Raw genomic sequence first — 14,113 nt, forward strand, 5'->3', positions numbered from 1 at the left:
GTAGTCCGACACCCTTGTTGCGACGCAACAAACTCAGACGGCCGCCGCCCGCCCCTCTTCCAGGAATTGCAGCAGCAGGCGGTTGACCTCGTCGGCCGCCGTCAGCTGCAGCCAGTGATCCGCGCCGCGAATGCGCTCGAAACGGAATTCGCCGTCGACGTAGTGCGCGGAGTCGCGCATCTGCTTTTCGCCCAGGGCCGGGTCGCGGTCGCTCCACAAGCCCATCACGGGCACTTTCACCTGACGGTGTCCGCGCGGCAGGGCGAGACTCAGGTTGGCGCGGTAATAGTTCAGGGCGGCCGTCAGGCGCCCCGGCGGGGACAGGTCGCGCTTCCAGTGGTCGGCCTGGCCGGGCTCGTCCGTGAACTGGCGCATGATGAACCAGTCGGCGGCGCGCAACGTATGCTCGGCGATGCCCGGCATGATGAAGCCGAGGATATACGTCATGCGCAAGCGCTGCAGGATGCCGGCACGCGCGATGGCGTACGGGTGAACGGTGGACATCGCCACGTAGCGGTGCACGCGCTCCGGCGCCAGCGCCGCGATCTGCCAGCCGATGATGCCGCCCCAGTCATGGCCGACGAGGAAGACCTTGTCGATGTGAAGGGCGTCGAGCAGGCCCAGCACGTCGCCGCGCAGCTTGTCCATCGTGTAGTCGAAGACGCCGCCCGGCGCGTCGCTGCGGCCGTAGCCGCGCAGGTCCGGGGCCAGCACGCGGAAGCCCGCGGCGGCCAGGACGGGGACCTGCTTGCGCCAGACGATGTGGGTGTCGGGAAAACCGTGCAGCAGCAGCACCGCCGGTCCCTGCCCCGTCGTCGTCGTGTGGATGCGGATGCCGTTCACGTCCAGCATGAGGGATTCGTCGATCACGTGCGTCTCCTTGAAACCGGAGCGTGGAGCGCCGCCGCGATCTCGCCGACGATACCCCGGCGGAACAACAACACGCAGGCAACAAAGATGAGGCCGGTGACGATGCCCACCGATTCTCCGAGTGATGCGAACCATTCTACATGCGTCTTCTCGGCCAGGAAGTTCCCCAGGTCGCCCAGCTTGTTTTCCAGTGCGACGATCAGGAAAGCGCCCAAAATCGGCCCGGCCAGGGTGCCCATGCCGCCGACCAGGGTCATCAGGATGACGAGGCCGGACATCGTCCAGTGCACGTCCGTCAGCGTTTCGAAGCCGAGCACGACGGTCTTCGTCGCGCCCGCCAGGCCGGCCAGTGCGGCCGACAGCACGAACGCGACGAGCTTGTAACGATCGACGTCGTAACCCAGGGAAATGGCGCGCGCCTCGTTTTCCTTGATCGCCTTCAGCACTTGCCCGAACGGCGAATGCACCGTGCGCACGATCAGGGCAAAGCCGGCGACGCAGATCGCCAGCACGACGTAGTACAAGGTCAGGTCGTTGCCGAGGTCGACGCTGCCCAGCAGCTTGCCGCGCGGGACGCCCTGCAGCCCGTCCTCGCCATGCGTGAACGGCGCGCGCAGCGCCGCGAAATACACCATCTGCGCGAGCGCCAGCGTGATCATCGAAAAATAGATGCCCTGGCGCCGGATGGCCAGCAGCCCCATGACGACACCCAGCGCCGCGGCCGCCAGCACGCCCAGCACGAGCGCCGCCTCGAACGGCAAGCCGAGCACCGCCAGCGCGTGGCCCGTGACGTAGCCGGCGCCGCCGAAGAAGGCCGCATGGCCGAACGACAGCAAGCCGGTGTAGCCGATCAGGAGGTTGAAGGCGCAGGCGAACAGCCCGAAGCACAGCAGCTTCATCAGGAAGACCGGGTAGCCCACGAACGGTGCCGCCAGCGCCACCACCAATGCGAGGCCGTAGCCGAGTGTTCTGTTCATGGTCATCGCCTCATTTTTCTTTGCCGAACAGGCCGGCCGGACGCAGCAGCAGCACGATCACCATCACGACGAACACGACCACTTCCGACGCTTCAGGATAAAACACGCGCGTCAGCCCTTCGACGACGCCCAGCGCCAGGCCCGTGACGATGGAGCCGAGGATGGACCCCATCCCGCCGATCACGACGACGGCAAACACGACGATGATGAGATTGGAGCCCATCAGCGGCGTGACGTTGATGACGGGCGCCGCCAGCACGCCGGCAAAACCCGCCAGCGCGACGCCGAAGCCGTAGGTCAATGTCACCATCAACGGCACGTTGACGCCGAACGCTTCGACCAGTTTCGGGTTCTCCGTGCCTGCGCGCAGGTAGGCGCCCAGCCGCGTTTTTTCGATCGTGAACCACGTCGCCAGGCACACGACGAGCGAGGCGAACACGACCCAGGCGCGGTAGTTCGGCAGGATCATGAAGCCGAGATCGGTGGCGCCGGACAGCGTTTCCGGCACGTCGAGGGTCTGGCCGGACACGCCGAAGAACGAGCGGAACACGCCTTCCAGCAGCAACGTGATGCCGAAGGTCAGCAGCAGGCCGTACAGGTGATCGAACTGGTAGAGCCAGCGCAGCATCGTCTTTTCGAACAGGATGCCGAACGCGCCGACGATGAGTGGCGCCAGCACGAGCATCGCCCAGTAATTCAGCCCGAACGACGTGACGCCGATGTACGCGGCGAACGCGCCCATCATGTACAGCGCGCCGTGCGAGAAATTGATCACGTTGAGCAGGCCGAAGATGACGGCCAGGCCCAGCGACAGCATCGCGTAGAACGAACCGTTCACCAGGCCCAGCAGCAGCTGGCTCATCATCGCCTGCAGGGGGACGCCGAAAATTTCCATATGACGCGCTTACGCCCGGCTCACTTCCACGCCGCGCACTTGGTCTCGGCCTTGGTCGTGTATGCCTGGGCACCCGGGATCGTGGCCACGACCTTGTAGTAATCCCATGGCGCCTTCGACTCGGCCGGCGTTTTCACCTGCATCAGGTACATGTCGTGCACCATGCGGCCGTCCGGACGGATCTCGCCATTCTTCGTGAACATGTCGTTGATCTTGGTCTTTTTCAGCTGGGCCATGACCTTGTTGCCATCGTCGGTGCCGATCGCCTTGACGGCGTTCAGGTAGTTCATCGCGGCGGAATAATCCGCCGCCTGCAGCGACGACGGCTCCTTCTTCATCTTCGCGAAGTATTTTTTCGCCCACGCACGGGTGTCGTTGTTCATGTCCCAGTACCACGCGTCCGTCAGGTAGAGTCCTTGCGTCGTCTGCAGCCCGAGGGTGTGGATATCGTTGATGAACACCAGGAGACCCGCGATCTTCATCTTGCTCGTCAGGCCGAATTCCTTCGCGGCCTTGACCGAGTTGATGAAGTCGCCGCCGGCATTCGCCAGCCCCAGCACTTGCGCTTTCGACGACTGGGCCTGTAGCAGGAACGACGAAAAATCGGACGCGCCCAGCGGATGCTTCACACTGCCCAGCACGGTGCCGCCATTGGCCTTGACGACGTCGGTCGTGTCCTTTTCCAGCGACTGGCCGAACGCGTAGTCGGCCGTCAGGAAATACCAGCTCTTGCCGCCCTGCTTCACGATCGTGGCGCCCGTGCCGCGGGCGAGCGCGACCGTGTCGTACGCGTAGTGCACGGTGTACGGCGAGCACTGTTCGTTGGTCAGTTGCGCACTGCCGGAACCGATCGCGATGAAGACTTTTTTCTTTTCCGCCGCGACCTTGGCCATGGCGAGGGCCGCACCGGAATTCGTGCCGCCGATCAGCATGTCGACGCCCTGCTGGTCGAACCATTCGCGCGCCTTGCTGGCGGCGATGTCCGGCTTGTTCTGGTGGTCGGCGACGACGAACTGGATTTTTTTACCGTTGATGGCGCCGCCCGCATCGGCGATCGCCATGCGCACGGCTTCGGCGCCGCCATTGCCGTCGATGTCGGAATACACGCCCGATAAATCCGTGATCATGCCGATTTTGACGGTGTCGCCCGAGATCTGGGCCAGCGCCGGCATGGACAAACCGGCCGCGAAGGTGGCGGCGGCAAAGGCAATCGCTGTTTTCATGTGGTCTCCGTTGTCAATGATCAAACGCCCAGCAGCTCGGTCAATGCCGGCATGCTGGCCTGCAGCTCCGCGGCCGCGATCGTCGTGACGATGCGGCCGTGTTCCATGACGTAAAACCGGTCCGCCAGCGGTGCCGCGAACCGGAAATTCTGTTCCACCATGACGATCGTGTAGCCCTTCGCCTTGAGGGTCGTGATCATCTTCGCCAGCGCCTGCACGATCACGGGGGCGAGCCCTTCCGAGATCTCGTCCAGCAGCAACAGGCGCGCGCCCGTGCGCAGGATGCGCGCGACGGCCAGCATCTGCTGCTCGCCGCCGGACAGCCGCGTGCCCTGGCTGTGGCGCCGTTCATACAAATTTGGGAACATCTCGTAGATCTCGGCGACGCTCATGCCAGGCTCGCGGCCGGCCAGCTTCGGCGGCAACATCAGGTTTTCCTCGGCCGACAGCGACGCGAAAATGCCGCGCTCTTCCGGGCAGTAACCGATGCCGAGGTGGGCGATGCGGTGCGTGGGCAGGCGGATCGCCTCGACGCCATTGACCTTGATCGACCCGGTGCGCGCGCCCGTCAGGCCCATGATGGCGCGCAAGGTGGTCGTACGGCCCGCGCCGTTGCGGCCCAGCAGGGTGACGACTTCGCCCGGCTGCACGGTCAGGCTGACGCCGTGCAAAATGTGCGATTCGCCATACCAGGCGTGCAGGTTCTCGATCTCCAGTGCGGGCGTCATCCGTGTGCTCCCGCCAGGTTATTGTCGGCGCTGCCCATGTACGCTTCGATGACCTGCGGATTGCGCGATACGTCCGCGTAACTGCCTTCCGCCAGCACGGCGCCCCGCTGCAGCACGGAGATGCGGTCGCAGATGCCGGACACGACGTTCATATTGTGTTCCACCATCAGGATTGTGCGGCCGCTCGCCACTTTCTTGATCAATGCCGTCACGCGGTGCACGTCTTCGTGGCCCATGCCTTGCGTCGGTTCGTCCAGCAGCATGAGTTCCGGCTCCATGCCGAGCGTCGTCGCGATCTCGAGCGCGCGCTTGCGGCCGTACGGCAGGTCCGCCGTGACGGTGTCGGCAAAGTTTTCCAGATCCACTTCGGCCAGCAAGGCCATGGCGCGATCGTTGAGCTGGTTCAGCGTTTTTTCGCTGCGCCAGAAATAAAAACTGGTGCCGAGGGCGCGCTGCAGGCCGATGCGCACGTTTTCCAGCACGGTGAGGTGAGGAAAAACGGCCGAGATCTGGAACGAGCGGATGATGCCCATGCGCGCGATCTGCGCCGGTTTTAGCGAGGTGATGTCGGTGCCGTTGAACAGGATACGGCCGGCGGACGGAGAAAGAAATTTCGTCAGCAGGTTGAAGCACGTCGTCTTGCCGGCGCCATTGGGTCCGATGAGCGCGTGGATATGGCCGCGCTGCACCTGCAGACTCACCTGGTTGACCGCCGTAAAACCCTTGAATTCCTTCGTCAGATCACGTGTTTCCAGAATGACGTCTGGCATTGCGTCTCCCCGCTTTCGTCCATTCAAGCTTTACAAATCATACACACTTTTGGAACTCGTCAAGATACAGCACGCGGCAGGCGGATCGCCCTGCGCTACGTCATGACGGCGCGCAAACCCGTTGTGCAAAAACGCACTATGACCACGTGCTGTCGATCAGCGCAGCCGCCTTTTCGGCAATCATCAGGGTCGGGGAATTCGTGTTGCCGGAGGTGATCGTCGGCATGATGGACGCGTCGACGACGCGCAACCCTCGGACGCCTTTGACCCGCAATGTGCTGTCGACGACGGCGAGCGGATCGTCCATTTTCCCCATGCGGCAGGTGCCGACGGGATGGAAAATCGTCGTGCCGATGAGGCTGGCTGCTTCCGCCAGTTCTTCCTCCGTGCGGTAGTGCGGGCCCGGCTTGAATTCTTCCGGGCGGTATTGCGCCAGTGCGGGCGCCGCGACGATGCGCCGGGTCAGCGCCAGCGCGTCGGCCGCCACCTTGCGGTCTTCCGGCGTGCTGAGATAGTTCGGCGATATTTTCGGCGGCGCGTAACTGTCGTTCGCCGCCAGCCGGACGTGCCCCCGCGCCGTCGGCCGCAGGTTGCACACGCTCGCCGTGAATGCGGGAAAACCGTGCAGCGGATCGCCGAATTTTTCCAGGGACAGCGGCTGCACGTGGTATTCCAGGTTCGGCGTCGCCTGGCCGGGATCGGACCTGGCGAACGCACCCAGCTGCGACGGCGCCATCGACATCGGCCCGCTCTGAAACAGCAGATATTGCACACCGATTTTCATCTTGCCGTACCACGACGCGGCGCTCGTGTTGAGCGAGCGGGCGCCCGTGATGCGGTAGACCATGCGCAGCTGCAAATGATCCTGCAAATTTTCGCCGACGCCGGGCGCATCGACGACGGGGTTGATCCCATGCCGATGCAGCAAAGCCGCCGGCCCGATGCCGGACAATTGCAGGATATGCGGCGAGCCGATGGCACCGGCGGCAAGCAGGGTTTCGCGCCGCGCCGTCGCCGTGAATGCCCGGCCGCCGCCCGTGAATTGCACGCCGCGGCAGACGACGCCCTGCTCCGCCTGCCCGATCAACAGCTTTTCGACGTGACAACCCGTCATGATCGTCAGGTTCGGCCGCGTGGAAGCCGGCCGGAGAAACGCTTTCGCCGTATTCAGCCGGATGCCGCGCCGCTGGTTGACTTCGAAATAGGCACAACCCGCGTTGTCGCCGCCGTTGAAATCGTCGACTTTCGGGATGCCCGTCTGGTGGGCCGCTTCGCGGAACGCGTCGAGGATCTCCCAGGACAGCCGCTGGCGCTCCACCCGCCATTCGCCGCCGCTGCCGTGGATGGCGCTGGTACCGCCGTGATGGTCTTCGCTCGCCTTGAAAATGGGCAGGACATGATCCCAGCGCCAGGAGGGATCGCCCGTGATGGCGGCCCAGCGGTCGTAGTCCTCGGCCTGGCCGCGCATGTAGATCATGCCGTTGATCGACGAACTGCCGCCCAGCACTTTACCGCGCGGGTAGATCAGCGCGCGCCCTGCCAGGCCGGGATCGGCTTCCGTTTTATACAACCAGTCCGTGCGCGGGTTGCCGATGCAGTACAGGTAGCCGACGGGGATGTGGATCCACAGGTAATCGTCCTTGCCGCCCGCCTCGATCAGCAGCACCTGCACGTCGGACCTGCGGGTCAGGCGATTGGCCAGCACACAGCCGGCGGTACCGGCCCCGACAATGATGACATCGAATTCCCCTGCGGACTCCATGGACCCTCGCATCGTGATTCGGTTGAACAAGCTTACCAGATGATCAAGCTCAACAAGGGGTCCCTGGGCTGTGGATAAGCGTATGAATATCCACAGGTACGAAATGTGAGGAAGATCGGTTTTTCGCACAGTCGGGATTTTTATCCAGTTTTGCCACAAGGCACATACAAGACCAGCCCACCGTCTTATGCGAACCGTAAACGTTTGATGTTGTGGAAAAAACCCGGCTTATCCACAGAAGAGTGGCACCGTTAACTATTACTATTATTCTGTATACAAGCTTCTGGTTGTAAACCTGACGAGCCGCCTTGAAAGCTGCGGCCCTGTCGAAAAAAATTTCTCGTCGCCGATCTCGACATCGTTCTGCTCAACAAAAAAAATCGACCGACTCCGGATGCGTTCATGACCACAACACCTGCCCGACGTCGACCAGGCCAGCTACCCGCGACACCCAAACGCCCTGTTTCCGGGCCTTTTGTGGATAAGCTGCTGAATATCCACAGGATCGAATGTGCGGAACTGCCACGAAAGTCGATCTCGAATTTTTTCTCCAGTTTTGGTCCTCGACAGAAACAAGGTTTGTTCGACCGCTTTCGACGCACGTAAACCCTTGAGCTTGTGGAAAAAATCCCGTTTATCCACAGTTCAGCCGGCGTTTACTATTATTACTATCCTTTCTTTCTATCCAAGTTAACTAAAGAAGGACAACTCGCCCGGCAGCGATCGACGGCGAAGCAGACACGACGCGAACGCTCTTCTGTCTGCAAAAAAAAAGAACTGAACGCCACCGCATCCAAAAAATGCTGACGTAACGACTGCTCGACTGCCGTTTGTCTACAGGAAGAACACGATGCCGAGGTCGCATCCGGAACAGCGTTCGCAGCCCGCGAACGTCCCGCCGGTAGACAAAACCAGCTCGACTGTGGAAAAGGCGCTGCATATCCACAGGATCGGATGTGCAGAACGGCCGTTTTTTCTGCTCGCCTGGTTTTTGTCCAACATCGGTTCAGCATCGATACAATGCTTGTCCAGCCGCTTCGTGAGCACGTAAACCGTTGACGCTGTAGACAAATTCCTTCTTATCCACAGGAAGGAAGGCGTTTACTATCACTACCATTTTTTATATATATCTTTGTTTTATTAATACAAAGACAGAGCGAACAGCGGGAACAAGCCGCCAAAACCGTCCGTCAACCCATCTAAAAACCAGGCTGAACCATGCGATTAGGGATCATCAGTGCGTTGCACGAAGAACAGCAGGGGCTCGTAGAGGCCATGGAAGGGGCCTACAAGCTCACGCACGGCATGCGCGAGTACTTCCTCGGACGACTGTGGGAAATCGACGCTGTGTGCGTTTTATCGCGTATAGGCAAGGTTGCAGCGGCACTGACGACCGCAACGCTTGTGGAGAAGTTCGGTGTTACCCACATCCTCTTTACGGGCGTGGCTGGCGCTGGAGACGCTTCGATCCGTGTCGGCGACATCGTCGTGGCCGAATCGCTCGTCCAGCACGACATGGATGCGAGCCCTTTGTTCCCCCGCTACGAAGTGCCGTTGACGGGTTTGACGCACTTCCTGTCCGACCACCACATGGCGTTGCAGCTGGCGGATGCGGCGCACCGCTTCCTGGAAGACGACTTCGCGCTTGCCGTCGACCCCGGGGAAAGGGCCGTATTCGCGCTCAGCGGGCCGCGGCTGCATCGAGGCCTGATCGCCAGCGCCGACCAGTTCGTGAGCGACAAGGACCGTCTGGACGCGTTGAATGAGGCATTGCCGGGTCTGCTGGCGGTGGAGATGGAAGGCGCCGCGGTTGCGCAGGCCTGTTTTGAGCTAGGCATCCCGTTCGGCGTGATCCGGACGATTTCCGACAACGCCAACGAACACGCGGCCACGGATTTCATGCGTTTCGTGAAATTCGTGGCCGCGCGGTATGCTTTTTACATCGTCAGGCAGTTTTGCCTGGGTTGGCAACATCAGGCCAACAGGGTATCCGCCGGCACGTAGTCATAGCCGAGATCCTTCGCGACGGCCGCATAGGTCACCTTGCCTTCGCAGACATTCAAACCGTTCTTGAGGTGCGGATCGTCGCGCATGGCCTGCCGCCAGCCCTTCGTCGCCAACGCGACGGCATGACCGATCGTCGCGTTGTTCAGCGCAAATGTCGACGTGCGGGCCACTGCGCCCGGCATGTTCGCCACGCAATAGTGAACAACGCCGTCCACGACAAAGGTCGGATCGGCGTGCGTGGTCGGATGCGACGTCTCGAAACAGCCGCCCTGGTCGATCGCCACGTCGACGACGACAGCCCCTTTTTTCATTTTTGACACCATGTCGCGCGTGACGAGCTTCGGCGCCGCGGCACCGGGCACGAGCACGCCACCGATGACGAGGTCGGCCGACAGCACCGCTTCCTCGATCGCGTGCGCGTTCGAATACAGGGTCGAGATCCGGTTGCCGTAGACGAGGTCGAGCTGCCGCAGGCGGTCGACGTTCTTGTCGAGCACGGTGACACGTGCGCCGATACCGGCCGCCATCTGCAACGCATTCGTGCCGACGACGCCGGCGCCGATGATGACGATATGGCCCGCCGCCACGCCCGGCACGCCGCCCAGCAGGATGCCGGCGCCGCCCTTCGATTTTTCCAGGTGGCTGGCGCCGGCCTGGATCGACATCCGCCCCGCCACCTCGCTCATCGGCGCCAGCAACGGCAGGCCGCCGCCCGGGCCCGTGATGGTTTCGTACGCGATGCACACGGCGCCGGATTGCACGAGGGCCGCCGTCTGCTCCGGATCCGGCGCCAGGTGCAGATACGTGTACAGGATCTGTCCCGGACGCAGCATCGCGCATTCCTGCGGCTGCGGTTCCTTCACTTTCACGACCATGTCGGCCTGCGCGAAGATTTCTTGCGCCGACGGGACGATCGTGGCGCCGGCAGCCGCGTATTGCTCGTCCGTCAACCCGATGCCGGCACCGGCGCCGGTCTGCACGATGACCCGATGCCCGCGCGCGACCAGTTCGTGCACGCTGGGGGGCGTCAGGCCCACCCGGAATTCATTGTTTTTGATTTCTTTTGGTACGCCTATCAACATGTCTGCCTCCAGGTTAAACCTACGAAAAACATCTCCAAAAACAAAACGCCGCGGCGCAGGTTAGAAACCTGCTACCGCGGCGTCGCAGCCATCAGGACCCGGATTACAAACCGAGCGTCATCAGGCTTGCGTTACCTCCTGCCGCGGTCGTGTTGACGCACAAGGCGCGTTCCGCCACCAGCCGCCACAACGCCACCGGTTCGCCCGCACGGGTGTCGACGATGCCGACGATCGCCCCCGGACGGGCCGCCAGCCGCGCCTGCAGATCCCCGGGGAGACCCTGCTCGACGAGGGCCATGGCGAACTCGCTGCCATCCAGCTCCTGCGCGTTGATGAAGCGCACGCGTTCCTTGACGGCGATCGGCAACGCGGGCAGCGTTTCCGCCAGCACGAGCGCGCGGTTGCCCGTCGCGAACGCGGCCGCCAACTGGTTCAGCAGGCTCGCCGTGCCGTTCGGCGCGCACAGGACGGTGCCGCGCGGAACGAAATCGAGCTGGTTGCGCTCGCCCGTCGGGCCCGGCAAGTCGATGCGCACGCCGTCCAGCGTCGTTTCCATGTAACCGTTTGCCAGGTTCGCGATGTCGCCGTGGCCGTTCGCGCACGCCCAGGCAAGCAGGCCGTCCAGCGCGTTATTGCTGCGGCGTGCGTGACGCAGCAGCGGCGCCGCATCCTGTTGCAGGCGCTTCAGGTACAACGGACCGCCGGCCTTCGGACCGGTGCCGGATTTCCCCTCGCCACCGAACGGCTGGACGCCGACGACGGCGCCCACGATATTGCGGTTCACGTAGATGTTGCCGACGTGGGCCCGCGTCGTGATGAATTCGATCGTCTCGTCGATGCGCGAATGCACGCCGAGCGTGAGGCCGTAGCCGGTCGCGTTGATCGTGTCGACGACCTTGTCCAGCTCGGAACGGCGCCAGCGCACGATGTGCAGCACGGGGCCGAAGACTTCGCGCTTCAGTTCGCTCATCGAGCCGATCTCGAGCACGGTCGGCGGCACGAACGTCCCCTGCGACAGCAACACGTCCGGCAAGACCAGCGAGAAATGCTGCTTCGCCGTCGCCTTCATGCGCTCGATGTGGCCGAGCAGGTTTTGCTGGGCTTCCTTGTCGATGACGGGGCCGATGTCGGTGGACAGGCGGTCCGGCACGCCCACGCGCAATTCCTGCATGGCGCCCTTGAGCATCTTGATCGTTTTATCGGCAATGTCTTCCTGCAGGAACAGCACCCGAAGGGCGGAGCAGCGCTGGCCGGCGCTGTCGAACGCGGAACTGAGCACATCCTGCACGACCTGCTCCGGCAGTGCGGAAGAATCGACGACCAACGCGTTCTGGCCGCCCGTCTCGGCGATCAGCGGGATGTCGGCGCCTTCCTGTGCGGAACGTGCGGCCAACGTACGGTTGATCAATTGCGCAACCTCCGTCGAGCCCGTAAAAATGACGGCTTTTACACGCGCATCGGAGGTCAATGCGGCGCCGACGGTCTCGCCACGGCCCGGCAACAGCTGCAGCGCGGCTGTCGGCACACCCGCTTCGTGGAACAATTGCACGGCGCGGTGGGCGATCAGCGGCGTCTGCTCGGCCGGCTTTGCCAGCACGACATTGCCGGCGGCCAGCGCGGCGGCGACCTGGCCCGTGAAAATCGCGAGCGGGAAGTTCCAGGGGCTGATGCACGTCACCGGTCCCAGCGCGCGGGCTTGCGGGGCATTGCGGATCTCAGCCGCGTAATAGCGCAGGAAATCGACGGCTTCGCGCACTTCCGCGATCGCGTTCGGCAGAGACTTGCCCGCTTCGCGCACGGCCAGGGCCATCAGTTCGCCGCGGTATTGCTCGAACAGATCGCCGACGCGGGCGATGATGTCGGCGCGACCGGCATTGCCCATGCCTTCCCAGGCCGGTTTCGCGTTCACGGCGGCCTGCAGCGCGGTATCGACGTCGGCGGTGGTCGCTTCCGTCACCTGGCCGACGATGTCCGCCGACTGCGCGGGATTCACGATGTTCAGCGCACCGGCCGCTGCGACGGGACCGTCGACGAGCGGTGCGGCCACGTAATGGCGCGGTGTACCGAGGTCTGCGGCCAGTTCGGCCAGCACGTGTTCATTTGCCAGGTCGAGCCCGGTGGAGTTGCGGCGGCCGTCAGGGAACAGAGTCAGCGGCAGCGGAATGCGCGGGTGCGGCAGGCAGTGCGCGGCGCGTGCGGCTTCGAACGGATCGGCCAGCAGGGTGTCGATGGGCACGCTCTCGTCGACGATCTGGTTCACGAACGACGAATTCGCGCCGTTTTCCAGCAGGCGGCGCACGAGGTAGGCGAGCAGTGTCTCGTGCGAACCGACCGGCGCGTAGATCCGGCAAGCTTTACCGAGGTTCTCTTTGCCGACGACCTGGTCGTACAGCGTTTCTCCCATGCCGTGCAGGCACTGGAATTCGTAATCGGTGACGTTGTCGGCCTTCGCCCACGTGTAGATCACGGACAGCGAATGTGCATTGTGCGTGGCGAACTGGGCGTAGATCACGTCCGTCGCGGCGAGCAGCTTGCGCGCGCACGTGAGGTAAGACACGTCCGTGTAGATCTTGCGCGTGTACACCGGATAGCCCGGCAGGCCGTCGACCTGGGCGCGCTTGATTTCCGCATCCCAGTACGCGCCCTTGACGAGGCGGACCATGAATTTGCGGCCGCTGCGGCGGGCCAGGTCCACGACGAAATCGATCACGAACGGGCAGCGCTTCTGGTACGCCTGCACGACCAGGCCGATGCCTTCGAAGCCGGCCAAGGATGGATCGAAAGCAAGAGCTTCCAGCATGTCCAGCGAGATTTCCAGGCGGTCCGCTTCCTCGGCGTCGATATTGATGCCGATGTCGTATTCCTTGGCGAGCAGCACGAGGTTGCGCACGCGCGGCAGCAGTTCGCCCATCACGCGGGCATATTGCGCGCGGCTGTAGCGCGGATGCAGGGCCGACAGCTTGATCGAGATGCCCGGACCGTCCTTGATGCCGCGGCCATTGGAGGCCTTGCCGATCGCGTGGATGGCCGCTTCGTATGAGGCATAGTAATTGTCGGCGTCGGATTCCGTCAGCGCCGCTTCGCCCAGCATGTCGTAGGAATAGCGGTAACCGCGGGTTTCGTTTTCGACGCTGTTCTTCAAGGCTTCGGCTATGGTCTGGCCGGTGACGAACTGGTTGCCCAGCATACGCATCGCGAGGTCGACGCCCTTGCGGATCAGCGGTTCGCCGCCTTTGGCGATCATGCGGGTCAGCGCGGCGCCGAGGCCCTTCTCGCTGCTGGACGACACGAGCTTGCCGGTGACGAGCAGGCCCCACGTGGCGGCGTTCACGAACAGCGACGGCGATTCGCCCAGGTGCTTTTTCCAGTCGCCCTTGCTGATCTTGTCGGCGATCAGGCGGTCGGCCGTTTCCGTGTCGGGGATGCGCAGCAGCGCTTCGGCCAGGCACATCAGTGCGACGCCTTCTTCCGACGACAGCGAGAATTCGTGCATCAGCGCATCCACGCCCGACGAGCGCGTACGTTTTTCGCGCACGGCCGACACGAGGCGGTGCGCCAGCATGTAGGCGTCGCCGTTGGCGCTGGCACCCTGGGCCAGCAGCCATTCCACTGCGCTGGTCTCGTCACGGCGGTAGGCGGCGGTGATCGCGGCACGCAGCGGCGTCTGTTCGCGGCGGGTTTCGGCCTGCAGGGCGTCGAAAGGGACGTAGGTGGAAGCCGGGAAGGCGGCAATGTTCATGAACGGTCAGGAAAAAATGGATGAGGACGGGCACCGGCAAACGCCGGTCTGGAGTGCGGA

General features: G+C 63.2%; 10 protein-coding genes. 1 reads left to right on the top strand and 9 read right to left on the bottom strand.

The genetic code is table 11. From position 1 onward, the window contains the following. Window positions 1–33 precede the first annotated feature (33 nt). The 7 genes from ACL58G_RS04445 to ACL58G_RS04475 all read right to left on the bottom strand — a co-directional run bounded on the left by ACL58G_RS04445 (window position 34) and on the right by ACL58G_RS04475 (window position 7,225). Complete coding sequence (locus ACL58G_RS04445) at window positions 34–870, bottom strand: alpha/beta fold hydrolase (protein WP_440965381.1); 837 nt, start codon at window positions 868–870, stop codon at window positions 34–36. After that, window positions 867–1,847: a branched-chain amino acid ABC transporter permease gene (locus ACL58G_RS04450; protein ID WP_413380820.1), complete on the bottom strand. Its 981-nt coding sequence runs from the start codon at window positions 1,845–1,847 to the stop codon at window positions 867–869. The genes ACL58G_RS04445 and ACL58G_RS04450 overlap by 4 nt, the downstream gene beginning before the upstream one ends. Window positions 1,848–1,857: 10 nt before the next feature. Then, a complete protein-coding gene (locus ACL58G_RS04455; protein ID WP_440965383.1) occupies window positions 1,858–2,742 on the bottom strand; it encodes a branched-chain amino acid ABC transporter permease in 885 nt (294 codons plus the stop codon). A gap of 20 nt (window positions 2,743–2,762) precedes the next feature. Further along, a complete protein-coding gene (locus ACL58G_RS04460) occupies window positions 2,763–3,965 on the bottom strand; it encodes an ABC transporter substrate-binding protein (protein WP_440965385.1) in 1,203 nt (400 codons plus the stop codon). Between the two features lie 20 nt (window positions 3,966–3,985). After that, complete coding sequence (locus ACL58G_RS04465) at window positions 3,986–4,693, bottom strand: ABC transporter ATP-binding protein (RefSeq protein ID WP_440965387.1); 708 nt, start codon at window positions 4,691–4,693, stop codon at window positions 3,986–3,988. Then, window positions 4,690–5,463 carry an ABC transporter ATP-binding protein gene (locus ACL58G_RS04470; RefSeq protein WP_413380827.1) on the bottom strand — a complete coding sequence of 258 codons (774 nt, stop codon included), beginning with the start codon at window positions 5,461–5,463 and terminating at the stop codon, window positions 4,690–4,692. The genes ACL58G_RS04465 and ACL58G_RS04470 overlap by 4 nt, the downstream gene beginning before the upstream one ends. A gap of 136 nt (window positions 5,464–5,599) precedes the next feature. Continuing rightward, entirely contained in the window at window positions 5,600–7,225 is a 1,626-nt protein-coding gene (locus ACL58G_RS04475; protein WP_413380829.1) for a GMC family oxidoreductase, read from the bottom strand. A 1,218-nt stretch (window positions 7,226–8,443) separates the two neighbouring features. Here ACL58G_RS04475 and ACL58G_RS04480 point away from each other — a divergent pair. Further along, on the top strand, window positions 8,444–9,229 hold the full coding sequence (locus tag ACL58G_RS04480; RefSeq protein WP_413380831.1) for a 5'-methylthioadenosine/adenosylhomocysteine nucleosidase: 786 nt from the start codon (window positions 8,444–8,446) through the stop codon (window positions 9,227–9,229). Here the strand turns inward: ACL58G_RS04480 and ald are convergent. Continuing rightward, window positions 9,199–10,314 carry an alanine dehydrogenase gene (gene ald / locus ACL58G_RS04485; RefSeq protein ID WP_413380833.1) on the bottom strand — a complete coding sequence of 372 codons (1,116 nt, stop codon included), beginning with the start codon at window positions 10,312–10,314 and terminating at the stop codon, window positions 9,199–9,201. The two genes, ACL58G_RS04480 and ald, sit on opposite strands and share 31 nt — an antisense overlap. Window positions 10,315–10,417: 103 nt before the next feature. Beyond that, on the bottom strand, window positions 10,418–14,053 hold the full coding sequence (gene putA, locus ACL58G_RS04490; RefSeq protein WP_413380835.1) for a trifunctional transcriptional regulator/proline dehydrogenase/L-glutamate gamma-semialdehyde dehydrogenase: 3,636 nt from the start codon (window positions 14,051–14,053) through the stop codon (window positions 10,418–10,420). Window positions 14,054–14,113: the final 60 nt, after the last annotated feature.

It is taken from the genome of Massilia sp. GER05, from assembly GCF_052056005.1.
Classification (GTDB): Bacteria; Pseudomonadota; Gammaproteobacteria; order Burkholderiales; family Burkholderiaceae_D; genus Telluria; species Telluria orientalis.

Bases quoted from the DNA above. Each gene is read 5' to 3' on its own strand.
- ACL58G_RS04450 (WP_413380820.1), bottom strand. From the start codon at position 1,847: ATGAACAGAACACTCGGCTACGGCCTCGCATTGGTGGTGGCGCTGGCG.
- ACL58G_RS04455 (WP_440965383.1), bottom strand. From the start codon at position 2,742: ATGGAAATTTTCGGCGTCCCCCTGCAGGCGATGATGAGCCAGCTGCTG.
- ACL58G_RS04460 (WP_440965385.1), bottom strand. From the start codon at position 3,965: ATGAAAACAGCGATTGCCTTTGCCGCCGCCACCTTCGCGGCCGGTTTG.
- ACL58G_RS04465 (WP_440965387.1), bottom strand. From the start codon at position 4,693: ATGACGCCCGCACTGGAGATCGAGAACCTGCACGCCTGGTATGGCGAA.
- ACL58G_RS04470 (WP_413380827.1), bottom strand. From the start codon at position 5,463: ATGCCAGACGTCATTCTGGAAACACGTGATCTGACGAAGGAATTCAAG.
- ACL58G_RS04475 (WP_413380829.1), bottom strand. From the start codon at position 7,225: ATGGAGTCCGCAGGGGAATTCGATGTCATCATTGTCGGGGCCGGTACC.
- ACL58G_RS04480 (WP_413380831.1), top strand. From the start codon at position 8,444: ATGCGATTAGGGATCATCAGTGCGTTGCACGAAGAACAGCAGGGGCTC.
- ald (WP_413380833.1), bottom strand. From the start codon at position 10,314: ATGTTGATAGGCGTACCAAAAGAAATCAAAAACAATGAATTCCGGGTG.
- putA (WP_413380835.1), bottom strand. From the start codon at position 14,053: ATGAACATTGCCGCCTTCCCGGCTTCCACCTACGTCCCTTTCGACGCC.